Below are 22,017 nucleotides of genomic sequence, written 5' to 3'. Positions count from 1 at the left end.
TTATTTCTTCTTCATCCAATTTAAGAAAAATAGGGAGATCTATCAAATGACCTCCCTATTAAAGAATAGCTTTTCTTCGACCTAATACATTGGTACTTCAATTAGCAGTAATGATGTATCATAGTAAGCTTCAATCGCTATTTTTTCTGTTTCGTATAAACCAATGGCATCCCTTCTTGAAAGCATTTCATTTGCTACAGCGATCTTTCCTTCCAAAACAAAAAGATAAAGCCCATTTTGCTCCGAATGAACAGTATATTCTATCTTTTTACCCGCCTCTATGTCTGCCAAGTTAAAATATGCATCCTGATGTATATGTACAGCATTGTGATCCATTTTATCCGGTGAAACAATCGTTGCAAATTTATTGTGCCGATCTAATTGAAGGTAGGATTTCTGATCGTATCTGGGCTCTAGCCCTATTTCGTTGGGGATTACCCAAATTTGCAGAAATTTAACAGCATCCTTCTGATTGCTATTAAACTCGGCGTGCTGCACCCCAGTACCTGCAGACATGATCTGCACATCTCCTGTTTGGATCGTACGGCCATTGCCCATACTATCCTGATGTGCCAGTGCCCCCTCCAGTGGTATGCTAACAATTTCCATATTGTCGTGTCCATGCCGATCAAAACCTTGACCACCTTCCACCTGATCATCATTCAATACCCTCAGGGCACCAAAATTCATCCTTTCGGGATCAAGATACTGTCCAAAACTGAATGAATGCGCACTTTTCAGCCAGCCGAAATCGACGTGGCCACGATCACTTTCCCGATGTATAATCTTTTGCATGTTGTCCTCCTTACTGCATAAGCTTCTAACTATCAAGGACAAAACCCATACCAACAGGAATATAAACCCAAAATCTGACAATTTGTCAAAAGAGAGGACTATAGTGGCTTTAATTTATCTGGAGCAAGCGAATGAACGAGTGCACGTGCGAGAATTCTATTCGGGTCTATGACAATCATCCCATTGTAATCCCGTTCAGGGATAGCCAAAGGTAACTCTGCACAACCCAAAATAATGACCTGCGCTCCTTTCTTTTTCAGATCATCCATGACCAACAATAGATCTTCCCTTGCTTTATTCGCGATCGGTACCGGTTGGGCCTTTATTCCATAATCCTCATCATAGATTGCATTATTTACCTTCTCTTGCTGCGATCCTTCTGGCTCGACAACAACGAAACCTTTTCGAATAAATGCTTCCCGATATAAACTGCAGATCTGCTCTCCTGCGGTAGACAAAATCCCGACTGTCGTGTCGGGATAGTTTTCGTCTACAAATCGGACAGTCTCATAGACGATATGCAATAGCTTCAACGTGCTCCCCATACGAGCCATCTCATCTTGAACAACAGAAAAAATCGGTTCTGCATGTGCCGTATTGGACGGAATCGCCGCAATGGTCGCTCCGGCCATTTCAAGTTGTCTTAAAATTGCAGCGATAGCCTTACCGGGATTGACATTGGATTTATCCAATAAATACGCCGTTCGGTCAGAGATCAAATTTGGACATGAGAATAACAAGAGCGGCAAGTGTTCCTGATCGGATCTTGCCGCCGTCTCATCTATAATTTTCTTCGTAATATCCAAGCCGCCATAAGGGCCTAGTCCACCTACTATTCCAATCATAAAACTATTTTTATATCATAGATATAACCAATAGTCTTACAAATGGTTTGTAGAAATTACCATTCTATCGCTTGGTCCTCGTCAGGAATCTGCGTATTCAATTTTCGTTCTAAAGTGAGAGATCCTGCGACTTTATAGCGGATTGGCACATTGGGAATCATCGTATAGTCTGTAAATTCATAATCGATATTATTGATCGTAAGCCAACGCCATTTCAAATAGGGCCGTACTTTATCCATTGCTTCTGACATGGTATAACTTGCATCTTTATTCACAACAAACTTAATATTAGGATTATCCGAACGAAAAGTCACTGTACCTGTTTTGGTAAAGGTTGCATATATTTTGTAATTCCGCCTATCTTGTCGTTCTTCGTCAATATTTCCTGCATAGAAAAAAACAGTATTTTCGTCGACGACATAACTCCGGATTTCGCTTTTCACGACAGGGGTTTCATTTTCTTGACCTTCCATCCTCGTTAAAAGCGCAGATCCAGAATAATTTCCTGAATAATCGTTGAATGGATTAACGCGAAGTATTGCCTTCCTGTAATACTTTCGCGGATGCCCTTTATAATTTGCTGAAGGATCATCCATAATCGTCAGCGGTAATACCCATTTTTCAGTCATATCAATACCCTTTAAAGAGAAATCTATGGCCAGCAAGCTCGTATTTTCGCCCGCATTGATATTAACGGTGGTAGGAAACGAATAATAATTACTGCTTAATTGTTGGTAATAAAAATCTTTCCGGTTTTGAAATCGTTCAAAATTTAGCACATTTAATGTATCGGCATCCAGTGCAACCTGAACTGCAAAATTTGATTCGTTTGTCGTTGACCCACTTACAATCAAAGGCTGTAAAAATGTGCTCTTAGCAGCATCCTTATAGCGAACATAAATATTGGAAACTCCGTTGTTGTCCAAAGGAGCCTTGAAAGAAATATAATGTTCATATTGTTCTTCTTTCCATTCATCATTGCAGGCTCCAAAAATGAAGGTTATCAGCAATAGAAAGAATTGTATATATAACTTGTTCATAAGACATCTATTTGATTAATCGTTATAAGTCCATCCCGGATTTTGTGTTAAGTTTTTGTTGCGTTTAAGTTCGCTATGACTAATTGGCCAAAACCACATTTTGTCGGCAAAAGTGGTTTTTAAAGCCCATACCGCAACTGGCTGATGAAAAAGATCCCGATCTTTTTGATTCATGAGAATATTACAGCCATAGATGGGCAAAGCCTCTTCAACAGGAGCATCCATCCAACGACGCAAATCATAGTAACGTTGTCCCTCTCCCATAAGCTCGATAAAACGCTCGCGCTTCAAGGTTTTTCTAAGCTCGACTTTACTACTGTATACATTTGCACTGTAATCTGGCACGCCACCACGAATCCGTACAGGCTGTATCCCCTTTTTCATCTCTGTAATATCGCGGCTGATTGTGTAAACACCGCCTCGCCAAGATGGAATACTGTAGGACCCACCCAGCTCATTTAATGCTTCTGCATACATAAGCAGAATATCCGCATAGCGAATTGCTGGCTCTGCTTTCGGTACGATACGAGCCATACTTCCCCCTTCATAAGTATCATTGGGATGGACAAACTTTTTAACACCGAAACCTGTGCGAAGCCAATAAGCATTGGACGAGTTAAACCCATTGCCCCTGTCATTATCGCGATAATAGAACACCTGCTGGTTCCGATTACGCTCTTGTGTTTCATTCAACAGCGTCCAGAAACTACCATTAAAAGCAACAGAAGCATAAAAACGAGGTTCGCGATTCGCATACTGCAAAGAGACTCCCGGGCGCAAGGGTTTATATTTTCCCTTGTCATAATCTTCTTGTGATACATAACCACCCAAGCGATTTGAACCATTTCCACGGCCTATTTCTTTATCCATTCCCGGTACATTCAAACCATTATCCATATAGTAAGCATCTACAAGCTTTTGCGTCACCCCATGCGTGTTCCATCCCGTTGCCGAGCGAGGAAGCTGATGGGCAACCATGGCATCAATCCCTTCGTTCTCCTGATTGGTACCACGTGTGAAGATTAACTCAGGATTTCCAGAGGCTGGCAACGTACCGTCAAATACCTGTGCATAAGATTTAGCCGGATCGATATTTGCCCAGCCATCGGGCCAGCTCTTTTCTGAAAAATTATTGTCTTTTGGTGGTACTACTGTAGCATCATTTCCTGTTGTTTGCAATCCTGTCCAATACAATTGATATACCCCTAGTTCCATTACATCCCGTGCCGCCGCCGCTGCTTTAGCCCACTTCTCTTCGTTATATTCCGCAGACAGCAAACGTTTTCCTTTATTATCAACCAACCTCGCCCCAATACTTGTATTATTACCATTGGCCAGCGGGCTTGCTGCATACAATAAGGCTTTAGCTCGCGTTGCCAAAGCTGCACCTACACTCGGCCGGGCAGAGCCATCTTGGCTTCTTTTCATACCCAAAGCCGCCATTTCTTTTGCCGCCAATAACATTTCATTACCGATATAATTAGCACATTCTTCATATGTATTACGTGGAACCGCCAAATTATCATAGCTATCTGTATAGTCTAACCCCTCATCTGGTAGCACGGGAATGGGGCCATATTTACGAAGCAAAAGCCAGTAGAAATAAGCTCTTGCAAAACGTGCCTGCCCGCGATAGTCCGCAATTTCAGCAGCAGACATTTCAGTATTCATATAGATATTCTGAATAAAGGTGGTTGCATTCCGAATCCCACGGTAGCATTGCGCCCATGTTCCCTGTTTATCATTCTCCGTATACAGGCCCATCTTAAACATATTGTAGGACAGTTCATTTTTTGATGGATCATAATCTTTATCGCGATCACCGAAGTACATGTCATCTGCAAAACAATGTGGAGTAAGCCCTTTACTCGCCACATCGGCATTTTCACCTTTGAATTCTAAAAATACATTTGCTAACCATTCTTCCGAATAGAGCTTACTTTTAAAGACTTTCTCCGTTGTGAGGCGATCCTTGAAATATTGATCAGACTTTAAATAATCCTTTGTACAAGAAGAAATGACGCCTGTGCCAAGCAGAAGCATGAATACAATATATAATTTCTTATTTTTCATTTCTTTAAATTTTATAGGTTAACATTGACACCGAAAGTGAACGATTTTGGCAATGGATAATCTTCTCCCCTTGGGCTTGCCAATTCGGGATCCCATAATTTGAATTTTGACCAAGTCAGGAGATTACTGCCAATTACAAAAAATCGAATGCTATTTGCCCGGATACGATTGGCCAAATGTTTGGGCAAGCTATAACCAATATCCACTGTTTTAAGTCGAAGATATTGACCATTACGCAGCCAAAAGGTAGACTCCCGAAAATTATTCGGATTAGGTCCATAACTAAGGCGAGGATATGAAGCATTTGGATCTTCTGTTGCTGGATTTCCAGAAATATCAGCCGCAATCCATCGATTATCGCCCATGCTACCTTTCATTACTTGCCCCCACTCGCCTTCGCTAAAGGCATATACAGTCTTTCCATAAGTAAAGAACGTGGATTTGCCTGCACCTTGAAAATGCACACTAATATCCAAATTTTTCCAGCTTGCCGACGCCCCCACACCATAGATTAGATTGGGTCTTCTAGTTGCACCGACAGCAACGCGATCGCCATCATCGATAACGCCATCACCATTCACATCTTTGTATTTAATATCGCCGGGTTGGTAGGTTCCGAAGGTTTGTTTTGGACTATTGCGAATGTCATCATAGTCTTTAAAAAGCCCCAAAGAGATCAATCCAACAGCTTGATCTACACGGTAGCCTTTTTGATTTTGATAACCATACACATTATTTTCTTCATCGATCGTCGTAATTTCATTTTTACTGTAGGTAATATTGCTTCGTCCTGTCAGATTAACTTCGCCCAATTTTCCCTTGTACTCCAAACGTCCATCGAAACCACGTGATTTAACCGCTCCCACATTTGCCCTTGGTGTACTTTCCAATCCCACCAAGCTTGGCAAATACCTACGTTCCATATAAATGCCGGTCCGTTTTTCATCAAAGAAATCCAAGTTGGCGATAACTTTATCCTTAAAGAGGGCGAGATCAAATCCCAGATTCTTCTTGACAGCCATCTCCCAGGTCACATATGGTGAAGCAACTTGACTATACCTTAAACCCGTATAATTCCGATCAACACCATAATCTCCCCATTTGTAAAAATTAGATATACCGGAAATTGTATATAAATAAGGGAAACGTTCCAGGTCATTTCCAATTTTAAGCTGATCGTTCCCCACTTTACCCCAAGAATAACGAATCTTGAACATGTTCATCCAAGGCATATTTTCCTTGACAAAAGTTTCCTCAGAAACATTCCAAGCCCCTGAAAATGCAGGGAAAAACCCATACTGCTGACCAATGGCAAAGTTCTCTGATCCATTATATCCGAAGTTAAAATCAACAAAATAACGCGATTTCCAATTATAGGTTACACGACCGGCCATCCCTTGATTACGTCTTGCTATACCATTTTTTATATCATCGCCGAGATCTACTGTTTTTACAAGAGCATCGCGTGTAAATCGGGCAACCGCTCCGATATTATGATCACCAATATTTTTATCATAATTAAACATCATATCATAGAATTCGCGTCGGTCTCCTTTGGAGAAGCTGTACTGATACATTTCTCGCGGATCTGATATATGCCGGTAAACTATTTGGCCGTTTTCATCTCTTGCTCGTTCAGCAAGCCATTGTTCCGGCCATTTTCGTCGCTCAATATTGTTCTCGTTAAAAGTGTCGTAGCCGACAATTCCACGAAAACGAAGGCCCTTGGTGATAAAATCAAAATTCTGTTCAAGAGTAATATTTGTCTGTACTTTATTTGTCCAGTTCTCATTGAAACCGGTCTGTGTTGCCACGACCCACGGGTTTGTCATATTACCTTCGCCGATAGCCGGAACCCGACCATCTGAATACATAATTGGAGTTCGTATGGGCGAATACCCAAAAAGTACTCCCCAGAAGAAGTCATCACCAAGCCCCGGACTATTTCGTTTACTCAGGTCGCCCGCCACACCAACCTTAAGCAAAGTAGATTTGGTCACATTGATATCCGTATTTAAGCGATAGTTCCAACGCCTAAAGTTCGCATTTGTATTATAGTCCTTGCGTAAAGCTTCGTCTGTTTTATACATCCCGCCCTCATCAACATAGCTTCCTGACACAAAATAACGCGCAGTTGGTCCACCTCCACTTAAATTTAAATTAGCACGGTAAGTCATCGCTCCTTTTTTGAGCAATAGATCTTTCCAATTCACATTCGGATAAAGATCAGGGTCGAGGCCCAATCGTAAGATTTCGAGTTCCTCGGGTTGGTAGACTGGGGCATTGTTTCGTGTAATACGTGCTTCATTAAGCAGGTTTGCATAAGTTACACCGTCCTCAAATTCGGGCGTAATGGTACGTGTATTGTAGATATTTTCATCTTTCAGGTTAATGCTAATTTTCCCTTCTTTACCATGTTTGGTTGTGATTAAAATAACACCATTGGCCCCCTTAGACCCATAAATAGCTGTTACAGCCGCATCTTTAAGTACAGTAATGGTAGCGATATCTTCGATATTGATATCATTGATATCTCGTTCAATATTATCAACCAGCACCAGTGCAGCGGTTCCACCGCCAAAAGTCGAGATCCCACGTATCCAAAATTCAGAAATGTTCTTACCTGGTTGACCAGACTGCATCATAGCCATCACCCCAGGGACATTTCCGGCGAGAGCATTTGTAATGCTGGATGTAGGATTTGATTTCATGGTCTCCACATCTACTGTACTTACAGCTCCTGTTAAGGTGAGTCTTTTTTGTGTACCCGTACCCGTTACAACAACCTCATCTAACACACTCGTTTCCGCTTCCAGCAGGGTTACGTTGACTGTCAAATTATCTTTTACCAAAACCTCCTTTTTTTGATAGCCAACAGAAGAAAAAATAAGGGTTTTATAGCGATCAACCTTGATTTTATAACGTCCATTATTATCGGTTACCACGCCCCATCCCGGAGCATCTTTTACCGACACGCTCACACCAACCATCGGTGTCTTCTGAACATCGGAGACAAGGCCAATAACCTCCACGCTTTCTTGGGCCATGGTTAGGCCAATTACCGTGAGCAGTAGCGTACATAGCAGTAATAATCTTTTCATAATTCTTTTTATTTTATTGGTTTTGGCTAGCTTGATCCATCTCTTCCAGCGCAATCTTACGAATACGACGATTGGCTTGATCTCCAATATAAAACGCACCTTCAGCTTCATCATAGGCAATACCTGAAGGGCGATCAAAACGTGCTTCTAAACGTAGATCTCCATTGACATAGCCATAAGGATTACTATTGAGACTAGAACTTCCCCTACCTGCAAAGGTTGTAACACTTGCTTCAGGGGTTAAAATCCGAATCGCATGATTCATCTGATCTGTAAAATAGAAATCATACGCGTCATTCTTACCCGCATCAACATAGGCTTGATTTTTTACAAATACACCTTGATAAGGATTATTTAGGCGCGCTGAAGAGCCTACGCCATCTTGATAACCATACGCTCTAATTTGACCACATACGAGGTAGGGCTGTGTAAATCGTTTCTTTTCCCAGTTGTAGTTTACACGGAGAATATAGCCTTGATTAATGACAACGATATAGGCGTAGTTGCCCGTTGGATGAATGAAAATCTTGTACTCCCATTGTGGATCATGCACCACAAATAACGTTTCATAATCTTTGACACCTAAACCTTCACTAAAGTATTTATTGAGGTCAAATCGAAAAAATTGACCCTTTTCATAGCTATTGAAATACATTTCTCCATTCACCGGATGGATTGAGGCGCCATTACACTGTTTATAAGTAGTTAGAACTTCCCTATCCTGCCAATTTTTGTCACGCGATAAGCGATATGTTGCCCGGTCATTCTCGCCGCCGCGATCCTCAGCAATAATCATATACTTCTTATCTAAAGTAAAATCAACACTACGTGGACGATCAAAATCCGAACGTTTTTTCGTGATGGTACTATCCTCAAAATTGACAAGGTATAATCCATTATTATTGTCAAAGGTCATCCAAAGATGCTTAGGATTGGCAGGATCAAACTTCATAAAAGAAGGCTCCCAAAACCCGCTTGCCATTTTATTTTCGTCTGCGTCCTTGAATTTCCCATCTCGCCAGGGTTCATCGCCACGCGCATTTCTGTAGCCCGCTAGTGTGGACACAACCATCTTGCGTTGATAATCGAATATTTTCTCAGCCTTACCTACAACTTGCTTGTCCTGATTACCGACGCGGACCTCAATATCCCCCTTAAATGCCTGTTTAGGTACAAGGCAATACAGAGATTCTCCTAAGGCATTGACAATGACAGCCTGTTTTCCGCCGATAAAGACCGCTACATTCTTCGGGTCATTACCAAAGTTTTTACCGTAGATTACTAGACGTTGACCTACCCCGCCAGATGATGGGGCAAAGTCAGATACAACCACAGGTTGGGAAGGATCAAAAGGGATCCCTTCATTTACACCGATAGGCTTATCATCTTTACAACTTACAACGCTTAAACTTAGCCCGACAACAGCCAAGATTAATCCATACAATAGCCAGCTAAAGCTCGCTGCTTGTTTAGTTTTCATAAGATATTATTATTGGTTAGAATTTTATTTCAACAACTTTACTATAACACCGTCAACGAATCCCAGATTCACCGATTTTGCGATATATTCCTTAAAATTTCATTAACATTACTGCTATTTATAGGATAGTTTTAGGACGAACGGATCGATGCTCGCCCTATTATTAGGCGAACGCTTTGTTTTAATTTCCACATAATTGGTTATTTTTATATAAAGCTAAATGGTATTAGCTATCTTAAGCTAAAAAAAGACTTTATGACAATTGCTTCAAAGTCTTCTGGTTTTTAAAAATTACTTTTCTCCTTATTTTCTATTTTAAACTCACAATAGCTGCCGACCTTAACGGTTCCCATTCCCACGCTCTACACTATTTTTTCTTCACAAAGAAAATGGACGAATGATTTCTGATTTGACTTTCTAAATGCTTCTCTAAGGTTTTCTTTCTATAATTGATTACTCAAATTTAGGGATTGTAAAGATTCTGATACTATAGAATTATCTCAATAAACTGCTTATTTGTATCACAGCAAATAAAGATGACCACATATTTGCGTACACGCCACTTCTTGGATATTATTTTGAAAAAAGGTTAGCATGTGAAAAAGCATTTTGCTTTGGCTGACTGGAGAATTAGCCAGCTATTCGGAGGTCTTATGGATCAAGCCGCATCATTTGCTGCTCGTTTGGGTTCAAACAAAAAAACCTGCAAAAATATTTGCAGGTTTTATCTTTTGTAGCCCGTAGGGGAATCGAACCCCTGTTTCAAGAATGAAAATCTTGCGTCCTAACCCCTAGACGAACGGGCCTTTTTATGCAACTCCAATAACATTGTTGTTTTTGGAGTTGCAAATATAGATCTTAAAATCAGTATTCCAAAAAAAAATTAAATATTTTTTAAATAAGGTCGAAACCGATATCTCTTCTGAAGTATTTCCCTTCAAAATATATCCTTCCAGCATCTGCAGTTGCCTGTTGAAGGGCTTCAAACAGCGTATCTTGCAATGTGGTAACAGCAATTACACGTCCGCCTGCAGTAACAATTTTACCATCCACCACCTTCGTACCTGCTTGAAATACGATGGATTCTTTAACATTTTCAATATTGGCGATCTCTTTTCCCGATTCATAATCTCCAGGATAACCTCCCGCAACCAACATGACCGTTACGGCAGTTTTAGGAGATACAGTATAGGAGCGTTGCTCCAAATTACCCTGCGCGACACCTTCCAGTAAATCCAATAGATCCGATTCAATACGAGGTAATACGGACTCAGTCTCCGGATCCCCCATACGAACATTATACTCGATGACATAAGGTTCCCCTTCCACATTCATCAAACCGATAAAAATAAATCCTTTATACGGAATACCATCTTTTTTAAGTCCTTCAACTGTCGGTCTGATAATACGCTCTTCTACTTTATTTAAAAATGTCTCATCGGCAAAAGGAACTGGAGATATTGATCCCATACCACCCGTGTTTAGGCCTGTATCACCTTCCCCAATACGTTTATAATCTTTTGCAGAAGGAAGCACTTTATATGAATTACCATCTGTCAAAACAAAAACAGACAATTCAATTCCTTTTAAGAATTCTTCAACAACCACAACTCGGCTAGCTTCTCCAAACTTTGAATCTGCAATCATCGCTTTTAGCTCAGCTTTAGCATCTTCCAGCGTCTCACAGATCAACACTCCTTTGCCTGCAGCTAAACCATCAGCCTTAAGCACAATCGGCAATTTTTGCGTTTCAAGGTAAGCCAGTCCATCTTCCAACGATGTTGCATCAAACGATCTTGAAGCGGCAGTAGGTACTCCATGGCGATCCATAAATTGCTTTGAAAAATCTTTTGAGCCCTCCAATTGAGCCCCCTCCTGTTGTGGCCCTATTACCGGGATATTTTTTAAATCTTCCCGATTTAAAAAATAATCATGAATACCTTTTACCAAAGGTTCTTCGGGACCGACGAGCACCATTTGCACGTTATTCTCCAATACGAAGGAAGCAATAGCAGCAAAGTCGGTAACTTTAATATTTACATTCTGACCATACACACCTGTTCCAGCATTTCCTGGAGCAATAAACAATTGATCTAAACGTGGACTTTTCGACAACTTATAGGCGAAGGCGGATTCACGACCTCCTGAACCGATTATTAGGATATTCATAACACAAAGATATTTTTTTTATGCTAATTTTAAGGTATCAGATCGTTTAAAATGAGACTAATATTTTGATTTATAAATTGATTAAAGGAAAATATTTTCTAATTTTCATAAAACATTAGTCATATGTACGCTAAATTACTGCTGTTAGTAAATTGCCTCCTATTCGCTTTGTTGGCGTCGGCCCAGATCGATCAGACGTTGCAGAAACTGGATACTTACCATGCGCAGCACATCAGGGAAAAAATCTATCTCCATTTGGACAAAAATGATTATTCGGCCGGAGAAACCATCTGGTTTAAATTATACTGCACCACCGCCCCTTTTAATTATTTGAGCAACATTAGTAAAATTGCTAATGTAGAATTGATATCTCCAACCAATAAGATCATTAAAAGTATCAAAATTCCAATTACACTCGGTCTAAGTATAGGCGACTTCAATCTGCCGGACACCTTGGAAGAAGGCTCATACCGCGTTAGATCATTTACCAGATGGATGCAAAATGACTCTGTGGCCAATTTCTATGAACGCGTTATTCCGATCACAAATGGCCGATCCGATAATATCATGACGAGAAGTGAATTGGTCAAAAACGGAACAGAAAACATGTTCCAGATTAATCTCAAAACCATTCAGGGAGTCCCGCTGATTAATAACAGCATCAGTTATACCCTACAACCGAACAACAGTAAAGAGAAATCCGGCCGATTAAAATCGAATGATAATGGAACAGTGGCGCTGGAATTGAAAGATGACTTTAAAGGCGGAACACTGTCTTTACAATTTATTTCTCTAGATAAAAGACGTATTCTCAAAAGTTTTGTTATCCCCGATCCAAACAGCCAAAATAGCATTCAAATTTTTCCCGAAAGTGGCGAACTGGTCAGCAACATATTATGCAAGACAGGATTCAAAATCCTTACTCCTGCCGGATTGGGAAAAAAAGCCAAAATAACCGTGGTGGAAGAAAATCAAACGACTGTCGCAGATTTTGAAACAAATTCACTGGGGATGGGAAGTATCCCGCTCGTCCTACAGGCAGGAAAAAAATACGTCGCTACAGCCCTTTTCGAAGATGGATCGTCAACAAGCACAGCCTTACCGCCAGTGCTGAATTCCGGATATGTTCTTACGGTAAATTCGGGACTAAAGGATAAGATTGCAGCACAACTATCCGCGACACCGGATCTGGTCAACGGCAAAGATATATATCTGGTAGCCCAATACAATGGCCTTGTCTTCCATGCCGCTAAGCAGAAATTAAATGGAACGGAGATCCTATTCAATATCCCTAAAAAAAACCTACCTTCTGGAGTTTTACAATTATCCATCTTAACAGAACAAATGGTTCCTATAGCAGAAAGATTGGTATTTAATTACAATACGACATCGACCTTACTTCCTGTCTCCGTAGAACTCAACAAATCCAGCTTCACAACACGCGATAAAGTGATGGCAAATCTTTCCGTCAAATATGACGATAGTGACACCACTAGGTTTGCTGCGCTCTCCGCATCAGTGGTAAACCTCAGCAAGGTTGATTCCACGACAGATCGCTATTATTCATCTATTGTCTCGGAGCTACTATTGAAATCTGATCTTCGTGGCTTTATTGAACGCCCCAATTATTACTTTGAGGATTTAACAAACATTAAACTGACTGAACTGGACAATCTTATGTTGATCCAAGGTTGGCGCAAGTTGGACTGGAAGAATTACACAAGTACATCAACTACTTCATTCCTTCCTGAAAAAGGACTTACGATCGCTGGGACCATCAAGAAAACGGCCCGAAAGGCTGTAGTTCCAAATGCCAAAGTAACGCTGATACCGACGAGCAATATGTTGCTGAGTGTAGATACGCTGACAGACAATAATGGGCGATTTTCATTTGACGAACTTTTATTTGCAGACAGTGTCAAGTTTATTGTGACAGGTGATGGCCCTAAGGAGAAAAAAAGAGTTGATATTGTTATAGACAACCCGCTCACCCCCCTTCCAAATACGAGTAAAGATCAACCCTTGCTGGTTAACGACATCAATACCACGCTGCTTACACAACTGAAAAATAGCCAACAATTCCTTGGCGAATTGGAAGCTGCGGGCATAATCCAAAAGAGCATTCGGTTGGAAGAGGTACAGGTCAATAGAGTACGAACAAATAAAGCTGACAAGAACTCCAGAAACCTCAATGGACCAGGAAATGCCGATCAGGTCATTTCGGCAGAAGACCTTTCCACTTGTACGACACTGGAGCAGTGTCTTGCGGGTCGATTAGTTGGTGTCATGTTTCGAAATGGTGTCCCTTACAGCACAAGATCCATGGGGTTAAATGGCGGAAGTCCCATGCAAATTGTTCTTGATGGGATGTATATTGAAGCTGATCAAATTGATATGATCAATGTCGCCGATATTGCTAGTATTGAGGTTCTCCGCAGCATAGGCAACACGGCCATATACGGCAGCTACGGAGGCAACGGTGTTATCGTTATTACCAGTAAATCGGGAGATGCCATCTCCTCATCTTATACCCCTACAGGAATTCTAACGATCACGCCAAAAGGGCTATATGTACCCCGAACCTTTTTCAAGCCCCAATATGATGCAACAATCCAACATAAGCTTACACGCGATCTACGGACAACAATCGCATGGGAACCAAATCTGATCATACCAAAAGATGGGAAAACGCATTTCGAATTCTTCACTTCTGACGAACCTGGGACTTACAAACTAACCGTTGAGGGAATAAGCATGGATGGCAAGATTGCTCATCTTGAGTATTTAATAGAGGTAAAACCACAATAGTAGTGCAAACAAATCGTTAAATTTAAAGACAAGGTTATGGAACATATTAAAACCAAAATAGAAGATCATATTTTAAGTATTTTCATCGACAGGGGAAAATCAAATGCCATCGACACACAACTATTGAAGGAACTGATAAATACCTTGGAATCTTCCCAGCAAAATGAAGCTATTTATGGTGCAATATTGATTGGCAAGGAAAACTTCTTTAGCGCGGGACTCGATCTAATTACCTTATTCCAATACGATGAAGAACAAATTCGGGAATTCTGGAATTTATTCCTGGAAGCGACATCATTACTCGCGGCTTTTCCAAAACCAATAGTCGCCGCAATATCTGGTCATAGCCCAGCTGGAGGATGCGTACTGGCGCTATGCTGTGACTATCGGATTATGGCCGAAGGGAATTTTGTGATCGGTCTTAACGAGATTCCTGTCGGACTCATCGTCCCTGAAAGTATATTTCAGCTTTATGCATTTTGGATCGGAAAACGGAATGCTTATCAGAATTTGCTCGAAGGTAAATTGCTTTCTCCTGTAGAAGCAAAAACACAGGGTCTTATCGATGACATTGTTCCCGCTAATATACTCTTCAATACCGCAACAAAAAAAATAAAACAGATCACCCAGTTCAACCAAAAGACCTGGCAGACATCCAAATTGAACTTCCGAAAGGAAATAATCCTTAAATTGCGCGAGAATAGGGAAGAGACAATCCAGCGCATCCTCGAACAATGGTGGCTTCCGTCAACACGCTCTATTTTAAAGTCAATCATTGAAAACTTGACTTCAAAGAAGTAATATTAAACAAAATCATCATGAGAAATCTCTTTTTCTTTATTCTTATTTGTCTCACTGCAAGCACGATCTCCTGTAGAAATAGCAAAAAAGAGGATAAAGCTGTAAAAATCATTCAGGATTCAATTCCTGTGGATACCCTACAAAAACGTGACACGACTGAAAAGGAAGTAAAGAAAGAGAACTCCGAAACGCTGGAGGAAGTACTGGAGAAACTTGCCAAGGCATATTCAGAACAGGACAGTAAAACAATAAATTCCTATATACATCCCAAATTGGGAATTTATATTATCTATCGTCCCGGCGCGCTAGACTCTTATGTACACCAAAACAGTTTTAATTTTTCTAAACCTGTGCCAGAGTACCATTCTTATGAAAAGTTAACGTACAAGGGCCCATTGAAGGCCGGAAAACTACCTATTTTTGATTGTGGTACGATGAAGTGGGATAAAGCCGGATTCTATTATGATAAAAAGTCCCGCCCCAATGAACTATCTCAAACGGCAAAGTTCATGAATGAAATTCTTGATGCCAAAATTAGTAATACTGAATTACAGCGACTAAGAAATATAGAATCCAGAAGTTATAGAGCCATTATGACCTCCAATGAGCATGAAGAACCCTTTGTTTTTCACGTGACAAAAGAGGAAGAAAAATGGTATATTACAGTAATAGACCGTGCTTATGCTGGATGTGACGCATAATATTTTGTAAATTTTAACCAAACTTAACGATAATGAAAAATTTAGATAAGGACATACAAAAGAAAATCGAAGATTGGTTAACCCCAAGTTATGATGAAGGAACTCGGAAAGCAGTTCAGAATTTAATCGACAATAATGAGGAGACAGAACTTACGGATTCTTTTTACAAGGATCTTGAATTTGGAACCGGAGGTTTAAGGGGCATTATGGGTGTGGGCTCCAATCGTATGAATAAGTATACGATCGGCAAAGCCACGCAAGGATTAGCAAACTATCTAAAGAAACAGTTCCCAGATCAGGAGATTAAAGTAGCGGTATCTTATGATAGCCGCAACAATTCGCAGGCTTTTGGCCAGCTGGTTGCAAACGTGTTTGCGGCCAACGGCATCAAGGTACATCTGTTCACCGCATTGCGCCCGACCCCAGTATTGTCGTTTGCCATCCGTCATTTCGGCTGTCAGAGCGGTGTAATGCTAACGGCTTCACACAACCCAAAGGAGTATAATGGTTATAAGGCTTACTGGAACGATGGCTGCCAGCTGACTGCACCTCATGATAAAAATGTAATCGACGAAGTAAACGCAATCAGTTCAGTTAGCGCTATTAAATTTGACGGAAATACGCAAAACATCATTCCTGTCGGGGAAGAAATCGATCAGCTCTATATCAATGCCAATAAAACATTAAGTATTCATCCGGAAGCGGTAAGGGCTCAAAAAAACTTGAAAATTGTTTTTTCGCCGATACATGGCACTGGAATTACCATTGTTCCTAAAATGCTAGAAGCCTGGGGATTTGAAAATGTTTCAGTCGTTGCTGAACAGGCCACGCCCGATGGCAACTTTCCAACAGTAATCTATCCAAACCCCGAAGAGGAAGATGCAATGGCCTTAGCAAAGAAAAAAGGGGAAGAAATTGATGCTGACCTTGTATTAGCAACAGATCCCGATGCTGATCGTGTAGGGATTGCCGTAAAAAATAATAAGGGACAGTTTCAACTGCTCAATGGTAATCAGATCGGCAGTTTATTGATATACTATGTCCTCAGTGCAAAAAGTGAACTAAAACAACTCGGATCGAATCCATATATTGTAAAAACAATCGTAACCAGCAATTTACAAGCCGATATTGCAGATCACTACGGTGTAACGCATTATGAAACACTGACAGGCTTCAAATATATTGGTGAATTGATTACTAATCTAGGCGATTCAGCACAATATCTTGTGGGCGGCGAGGAAAGCTATGGTTTCTTGGTCGGCGATCTAGTGCGTGACAAGGACGCTCCAAACGCTTGTGCTTTCCTAGCCGAAATGACCGCCTATTTCAAAACAAAAGGAAAAACAGTTTACGAAGTTCTATTAGATATCTACAAAGAATTTGGCTGTTATCAAGAAAAGCTAATTTCCCTAACAAAAAAAGGAAAGGCTGGTGCCGAAGAAATTCAGGCCATGATGAATGGCTTACGTCATAATCTACCAACCATACTCGGTGGAATAAAAGTCAAAGAAATCAGGGACTATCAGCTTTCCCAAATCACAGATATGAGTACAGGGGAGCGAAGAGCGATCGCGTTACCTAAATCTGATGTGTTACAATTTATAACAGTAGATGGCGATGTGATTTCTGCCAGACCATCGGGAACGGAACCCAAGATTAAATTTTACTGTTCTGTAAAAGAAAGCTTAAAGGATACCGCTGATTATTTCGATGTGCAAACTATTTTGGAAGAAAAGGTTGACCGTATGATGAAAGATATTGTAAGCTAATGGAAAAATGGAAACTACTATCCTCTGAATATATCTGTAAAGAGCCTTGGGCTACACTGCGCAGAGATACCTGTGAGCTTCCGGATGGACGGATCAATGACCATTATTACGTACTGGAGTATCCAGATTGGGTAAATATGATCGGAATTACTGAGCAGAACGAACTTCTGGTCATTAAGCAATACCGCCATGGAGCAGGCATTATTTCATTGGAGATTCCCGCAGGGACAACAGAACCAGGAGAAGATCCTAAAAATGCTGCTGTGCGTGAAATGCTTGAAGAAACAGGCTATCAATTTGATCAGATTGAAGAAATCGCCACGCTTTATGCCAACCCGGCGACAAGTGGCAATATTACCTATACCTACCTGATGACAGGGGGCAAAAAAGTTCAGGAACAGGCATTAGATGAACATGAAGAAATCGATGTTTATCGTATACCGCTTGAAGAAGCAAAAAGCATGTTGCTGAACAACAAATTCAGTCAGGCACTACATGCTAGTGCGCTATTCTATGCTTTCAACAAATTAGGCTTGTTATAAAACAAGCCTAATTTTATTCTGTTTTTTTCATTCATACTTTTAATTTTCACTAGCTTGCTGATTTTTGTACCTTTGCATCATGGCAAGAGAAATTTTTGAAACCAAGCGAAAGGCCCTGAAAATAAATCTAAACCCAGAGATTTATGGAACCTTTGCAGAGATCGGTGCTGGACAGGAAGTCGCACGTAACTTTTTCAACGCAGGAGCAGCATCAGGCACAATTGCTAAAACAATGTCAGCTTACGACATGGCTTTCAGTGATGCAATTTATGGTGAAGAGGCTGATGGTCGATATGTCAGCAGAACACGTTTAAAGAAAATGCTCTCCCATGAATTCAATCTTCTTACCCAACGACTTCATGGCGATAAATACTGCAACAAAAAATTCTTTGCCTTTGCAGATACCGTAACAACCCTCAATTTCACCAAGACAAATGAACCTCATGGCTGGATCGGACTTCGCTTCCAACATGAAGTTGGAGGCCCTACAAATGATATCATTGTCCATGTAAGACTGCTAGACAGCGACAACCAATTGCAACAAAAAGTTTTAGGTATAATTGGTGTAAACCTATTATTTGCGGCTTATTATTATACAGACAATGTGCAGACCATGATCGAATCATTGGTCGATAACCTTTCTGTTGGTTCCGTTGAGATTGACCTGGTTAAATTAAACGGGCCTCTATTTGAAAACGTCAACCAACGTCTAATCAACTTATACCTGATTGCAAAAGGATTTGCTAAAGCCGCAATATTCCAGCCTGATGGTAAAGCGGTACAAATCAAAGATTATCTGTACAAAAAGAACATTATTTTACTTCGCACCAAATACCGTCAAAAATCCCTTCCAAACTTTGATCTCTTCAATCTTGCCGTTGAACAGTTCAAAAAAAATACGGGTGCAACCGACACAGACACCATTGTATTAATTGAGGTCCTGATGGGAAATGTGTTGGAAGATACGCATGAAATTACAGATGAAGACCTGCAAGAATTTGCTTCTAGAGCTGACGAACTATGTGCGACAGGCAATAATATTATCGTTAGCAACTTTAGAAGAAATAATCATTTAGCAGAGTTTATAAGCAACTTTAAGCCTAAGAACATTGGAATTGCAACCAACGTTTACAATTTAAAGAACATTTTCAATTCAGATAATTATAATAAAGAGTTATACACCAATGAACTCCTTTCCTATATCTCGGGAATGTTCAATAAAAATGTGAAACTCTACGCATATCCTTATCTCTTGAAAAAAGAAAATAAGATTATTACGACGCACAATATGCCGGTTTCTGAAGAAGCCAAACCTTTATTTGAATTCTTAATTAAAAACGGCTATATCATAGATATTGAAAATTACGATGAGAAATTTGTAAAAACCGTATAAGCAGATCGTCTCCAAAATTTTAATTTATTATATAGCCCAATTTTCTTAAATTGGGCTATATTTATTTTTGTGCCTTATGAAGCAAGAAAATGTAATACTGGTTGACAGCAATGACAAGATGATTGGCAGCATGGAGAAATATGAAGCCCATGAAAAGGGGCTATTGCACCGTGCTTTTAGTGTATTTTTGTTCAATGACCAAGATGAATTGCTCCTGCAACAAAGAGCATTAAGTAAATACCACTGTGGCGGACTTTGGACCAATAGCTGCTGCTCGCATCAGCGCCTGGAAGAAAGTAACGTAGACGCCGCCAAAAGGCGCTTAATGGAAGAATTAGGGATTACAGCTACAGCTCTTCAAGATATCTTCTCGTTCGTTTATAAAGCTCAATTTGACAACGGACTTACGGAGCATGAATTCGATTATGTCTTATTCGGAAAATTTAATGGGACTCCAGAAATTAACGAAGAAGAAGTTGCCGCAACAAAATACATGAACCAACAGGAAATTCAAAATGAAATACAACACTCACCCGAGCAGTTTACCCCCTGGTTCAAACTAATCTATCAACGCGCTTTTGATACGTACTTCAATATATATAAGAACAAATTATAGCAATCGTATCCGTGCAAAAAAAGATCCTGCCTTTTAAAAAGCAGGATCTTTTTTTCTTTAGTTTAACAAATTGCTATAAGAATTTTTTATAGATGGAATACAGAATTTTAAGATCATTCTCACTCATGAACGCTGTATTTACGTCCTGCTGAATGTAGTGAATCTTAAATGCTTTTATTGCCGCATCGAGATTACTTACATCGTAACCGATAATACGTAATGCCATTTTCGGGTTAAAGTCTGCTGGAGGCACCTCTAAATAGTCCTCATACCAAAAACCGAATCCTTGATCAGCCAGTTTTTTCCATGGGAAACGTGACGGATCGTTTTTTCGAGTTGGTGCCAAATCCATATGTCCAATAAAATTTGCCTGCGGGATTCTATAGGTCGTTTTTAAATAAGTCAACAACTGCGTCAAGGCGTTTATCTGGGCATCAGTCCACGGATCAGTAGTCCCATTATTGTCGAGCTCAATGCCAATGGAAGAAGAATTGAGGTCCGTATCATTGCCCCATTTCCCCAAGCCCGCATGATGTGCACGATAGAGGTCATTGACCATCTGCACTACTTTTCCATCCCGACCAACCACGTAATGGGAGCTTACACCTGCTTTCGCGGAATGAAATGTACGGATGGTCTGTCCCAAAGAATCCTGTGCTGTATGATGAATGACAACAAAATTTGGTTTACGGATGCCAAAATTAATCGAGGCGATCCATTGTTGTTCTTTGACATTCACCTTCTCCAATTAACCGGTGACAGGCGATTGTTTATAGAGTTTTGAAAATTCTTTTGCTTGCTTCTTATATACCTTTTCAGTCTTCGCGTATTTCCCTCCCGCACAGGAAGCCAATAATGCTGTTGCGACACAAAGATTGATGGAAAATTTTAGTATCTTCATATTGAAATGTTTCAGCACAAACTAAGGCAAATTTGCCAACAAAAGCAAATTTATTAGCTTCGTCCTATAGTTCGACATAATTTCCAAATATCCTTTTCTTATACATTTCGGAACAACGCCGCCTGCTTTTAAAAAAAAGCCCAAACCAATGTTTGAGCTTTTTCCATGTCAACTATGCATTTCCTGCTTAACTGAAATTACATTTTTTATTATTTCAGTGCGCTGAGGTTCAATTTTGACAAAAACCCCTTCAGCTCGTCCAGGCTATACCCATTTCCTCGGAGGGTAATTAGATAGCGGTCTTTCTCGAGATAACTTATCTCGGAGCTTTTTGCCGTTGAGCCTTCCACTCCTTTGCTATCCGTTGTTTTTGCCCGTTTACCTTCAAATTCGCCAGTTTTTTCTATTTCAGTATCTGTAATTTTCTCTGAATCTACCATGAAGCCCATTTGCGCCAAACCCACGATTGCCGAAGCAGTCTCGCCCGCGCCATCAATGATATTGACTTTAATTTCCTTCTGGTTATCGACAGTATAAGTAGCCTCTCCAGATACAACTTCTGCCCCGTACATTGATCCGCCAGAATAGGAAGTTCTTTTTAAACCATCTAAGCTTTCCGGTAAAAAAGCTTTCAACTCTTCCGAACTTAAAGGTTTCTCGGATTTAAGTTTGGCTTGAAGGTCTTCCAATTTTTTTGCCCCATCACTCAGATTACCCAAGTTGGATACTCCTTTAACCACATCCGAAATCCCAGTCTCTTTCTCCTTAGCATCTTCGCCGCCTCCACTGGATTTGCTGTTGCCGCAGCTCGCGACCAAAAGGCCCAGTCCTAAGAGAACAGGCATTACTTTCCATTGTCTTTTCATGATTATCAGTTTTAATTAAAACGCTAAAAAGAACAAAATAATATAATTAATCTAAATTTTAAAATCTGTTCGCATACGATCTTTAGACCTTAAAGCGCGACCTAAATTTCTACCTGT

At 40.4% G+C, this 22,017-nt stretch carries 17 protein-coding genes and 1 tRNA gene; 7 read left to right on the top strand and 11 right to left on the bottom strand.

All coding sequences use genetic code 11. The annotated features are described in order from the left end of the window. Positions 1 to 81 precede the first annotated feature (81 nt). The 8 genes from M2419_RS15645 to purD all read right to left on the bottom strand — a co-directional run bounded on the left by M2419_RS15645 (position 82) and on the right by purD (position 11,503). Complete coding sequence (locus M2419_RS15645; protein WP_153845332.1) at positions 82 to 795, bottom strand: pirin family protein; 714 nt, start codon at positions 793 to 795, stop codon at positions 82 to 84. A 98-nt stretch (positions 796 to 893) separates the two neighbouring features. Beyond that, positions 894 to 1,640, bottom strand: a complete 747-nt coding sequence (locus M2419_RS15640; RefSeq protein WP_153845331.1) for an aspartate/glutamate racemase family protein — start codon at positions 1,638 to 1,640, stop codon at positions 894 to 896. Between the two features lie 56 nt (positions 1,641 to 1,696). After that, a complete protein-coding gene (locus M2419_RS15635; protein WP_182330539.1) occupies positions 1,697 to 2,680 on the bottom strand; it encodes a DUF4973 domain-containing protein in 984 nt (327 codons plus the stop codon). A 15-nt stretch (positions 2,681 to 2,695) separates the two neighbouring features. Next, positions 2,696 to 4,753, bottom strand: a complete 2,058-nt coding sequence (locus M2419_RS15630) for a RagB/SusD family nutrient uptake outer membrane protein (RefSeq protein WP_259255323.1) — start codon at positions 4,751 to 4,753, stop codon at positions 2,696 to 2,698. Between the two features lie 11 nt (positions 4,754 to 4,764). Then, on the bottom strand, positions 4,765 to 7,854 hold the full coding sequence (locus M2419_RS15625; RefSeq protein WP_259255322.1) for a TonB-dependent receptor: 3,090 nt from the start codon (positions 7,852 to 7,854) through the stop codon (positions 4,765 to 4,767). A gap of 13 nt (positions 7,855 to 7,867) precedes the next feature. Continuing rightward, on the bottom strand, positions 7,868 to 9,334 hold the full coding sequence (locus tag M2419_RS15620; protein WP_259255321.1) for an IPT/TIG domain-containing protein: 1,467 nt from the start codon (positions 9,332 to 9,334) through the stop codon (positions 7,868 to 7,870). A gap of 734 nt (positions 9,335 to 10,068) precedes the next feature. Continuing rightward, a tRNA-Glu gene (locus M2419_RS15615) sits at positions 10,069 to 10,140 on the bottom strand. Between the two features lie 88 nt (positions 10,141 to 10,228). Next, positions 10,229 to 11,503, bottom strand: a complete 1,275-nt coding sequence (gene purD / locus M2419_RS15610; protein WP_259255320.1) for a phosphoribosylamine--glycine ligase — start codon at positions 11,501 to 11,503, stop codon at positions 10,229 to 10,231. A 123-nt stretch (positions 11,504 to 11,626) separates the two neighbouring features. Between purD and M2419_RS15605 the strand changes: the two genes are divergently transcribed. The 7 genes from M2419_RS15605 (at position 11,627) to idi (ending at position 20,133) form a co-directional block, all read left to right on the top strand. After that, the gene (locus M2419_RS15605; protein WP_259255319.1) at positions 11,627 to 14,311 is read left to right on the top strand and encodes a carboxypeptidase-like regulatory domain-containing protein; all 2,685 of its coding nucleotides are present in this window, start codon (positions 11,627 to 11,629) and stop codon (positions 14,309 to 14,311) included. A 36-nt stretch (positions 14,312 to 14,347) separates the two neighbouring features. After that, a complete protein-coding gene (locus M2419_RS15600; RefSeq protein WP_153845325.1) occupies positions 14,348 to 15,112 on the top strand; it encodes an enoyl-CoA hydratase/isomerase family protein in 765 nt (254 codons plus the stop codon). A gap of 17 nt (positions 15,113 to 15,129) precedes the next feature. Next, positions 15,130 to 15,813: a hypothetical protein gene (locus M2419_RS15595; protein WP_153845324.1), complete on the top strand. Its 684-nt coding sequence runs from the start codon at positions 15,130 to 15,132 to the stop codon at positions 15,811 to 15,813. Between the two features lie 32 nt (positions 15,814 to 15,845). Continuing rightward, positions 15,846 to 17,582, top strand: coding sequence for a phospho-sugar mutase (locus tag M2419_RS15590; protein WP_153845323.1), 1,737 nt, complete (start codon positions 15,846 to 15,848; stop codon positions 17,580 to 17,582). Continuing rightward, entirely contained in the window at positions 17,582 to 18,124 is a 543-nt protein-coding gene (locus M2419_RS15585) for an NUDIX hydrolase (RefSeq protein WP_153845322.1), read from the top strand. The genes M2419_RS15590 and M2419_RS15585 overlap by 1 nt, the downstream gene beginning before the upstream one ends. Positions 18,125 to 18,203: 79 nt before the next feature. Continuing rightward, a complete protein-coding gene (locus M2419_RS15580; protein WP_153845321.1) occupies positions 18,204 to 19,517 on the top strand; it encodes a nicotinamide mononucleotide adenylyltransferase in 1,314 nt (437 codons plus the stop codon). Between the two features lie 76 nt (positions 19,518 to 19,593). Next, complete coding sequence (gene idi / locus M2419_RS15575; protein WP_153845320.1) at positions 19,594 to 20,133, top strand: isopentenyl-diphosphate Delta-isomerase; 540 nt, start codon at positions 19,594 to 19,596, stop codon at positions 20,131 to 20,133. Between the two features lie 73 nt (positions 20,134 to 20,206). Here idi and M2419_RS15570 read toward each other — a convergent pair whose 3' ends face one another. The 3 genes from M2419_RS15570 to M2419_RS15565 all read right to left on the bottom strand — a co-directional run bounded on the left by M2419_RS15570 (position 20,207) and on the right by M2419_RS15565 (position 21,900). Continuing rightward, positions 20,207 to 20,872, bottom strand: coding sequence for an N-acetylmuramoyl-L-alanine amidase (locus M2419_RS15570; RefSeq protein WP_310441992.1), 666 nt, complete (start codon positions 20,870 to 20,872; stop codon positions 20,207 to 20,209). A gap of 9 nt (positions 20,873 to 20,881) precedes the next feature. Continuing rightward, positions 20,882 to 21,034 (bottom strand): hypothetical protein, encoded by a 153-nt coding sequence (locus M2419_RS27395; RefSeq protein ID WP_310441990.1) that lies wholly within the window; start codon positions 21,032 to 21,034, stop codon positions 20,882 to 20,884. A 209-nt stretch (positions 21,035 to 21,243) separates the two neighbouring features. Beyond that, positions 21,244 to 21,900, bottom strand: a complete 657-nt coding sequence (locus tag M2419_RS15565; protein ID WP_153845319.1) for a hypothetical protein — start codon at positions 21,898 to 21,900, stop codon at positions 21,244 to 21,246. Positions 21,901 to 22,017: the final 117 nt, after the last annotated feature.

Origin of the sequence: Sphingobacterium sp. BIGb0116 (genome assembly GCF_024808035.1) — a bacterium.
GTDB classification, from domain to species: domain Bacteria; phylum Bacteroidota; class Bacteroidia; order Sphingobacteriales; family Sphingobacteriaceae; genus Sphingobacterium; species Sphingobacterium paramultivorum.
The sequence above is the reverse complement of the archived record's forward strand: the minus strand, read 5'-3'. Positions and strand labels throughout refer to the sequence as shown.

Excerpts from the sequence above, each read along its gene's own strand:
- M2419_RS15645 (WP_153845332.1), bottom strand. The coding sequence starts at position 795 with ATGCAAAAGATTATACATCGGGAAAGTGATCGTGGCCACGTCGATTTC.
- M2419_RS15640 (WP_153845331.1), bottom strand. The coding sequence starts at position 1,640 with ATGATTGGAATAGTAGGTGGACTAGGCCCTTATGGCGGCTTGGATATT.
- M2419_RS15635 (WP_182330539.1), bottom strand. The coding sequence starts at position 2,680 with ATGAACAAGTTATATATACAATTCTTTCTATTGCTGATAACCTTCATT.
- M2419_RS15630 (WP_259255323.1), bottom strand. The coding sequence starts at position 4,753 with ATGAAAAATAAGAAATTATATATTGTATTCATGCTTCTGCTTGGCACA.
- M2419_RS15625 (WP_259255322.1), bottom strand. The coding sequence starts at position 7,854 with ATGAAAAGATTATTACTGCTATGTACGCTACTGCTCACGGTAATTGGC.
- M2419_RS15620 (WP_259255321.1), bottom strand. The coding sequence starts at position 9,334 with ATGAAAACTAAACAAGCAGCGAGCTTTAGCTGGCTATTGTATGGATTA.
- purD (WP_259255320.1), bottom strand. The coding sequence starts at position 11,503 with ATGAATATCCTAATAATCGGTTCAGGAGGTCGTGAATCCGCCTTCGCC.
- M2419_RS15605 (WP_259255319.1), top strand. The coding sequence starts at position 11,627 with ATGTACGCTAAATTACTGCTGTTAGTAAATTGCCTCCTATTCGCTTTG.
- M2419_RS15600 (WP_153845325.1), top strand. The coding sequence starts at position 14,348 with ATGGAACATATTAAAACCAAAATAGAAGATCATATTTTAAGTATTTTC.
- M2419_RS15595 (WP_153845324.1), top strand. The coding sequence starts at position 15,130 with ATGAGAAATCTCTTTTTCTTTATTCTTATTTGTCTCACTGCAAGCACG.
- M2419_RS15590 (WP_153845323.1), top strand. The coding sequence starts at position 15,846 with ATGAAAAATTTAGATAAGGACATACAAAAGAAAATCGAAGATTGGTTA.
- M2419_RS15585 (WP_153845322.1), top strand. The coding sequence starts at position 17,582 with ATGGAAAAATGGAAACTACTATCCTCTGAATATATCTGTAAAGAGCCT.
- M2419_RS15580 (WP_153845321.1), top strand. The coding sequence starts at position 18,204 with ATGGCAAGAGAAATTTTTGAAACCAAGCGAAAGGCCCTGAAAATAAAT.
- idi (WP_153845320.1), top strand. The coding sequence starts at position 19,594 with ATGAAGCAAGAAAATGTAATACTGGTTGACAGCAATGACAAGATGATT.
- M2419_RS27395 (WP_310441990.1), bottom strand. The coding sequence starts at position 21,034 with ATGAAGATACTAAAATTTTCCATCAATCTTTGTGTCGCAACAGCATTA.
- M2419_RS15565 (WP_153845319.1), bottom strand. The coding sequence starts at position 21,900 with ATGAAAAGACAATGGAAAGTAATGCCTGTTCTCTTAGGACTGGGCCTT.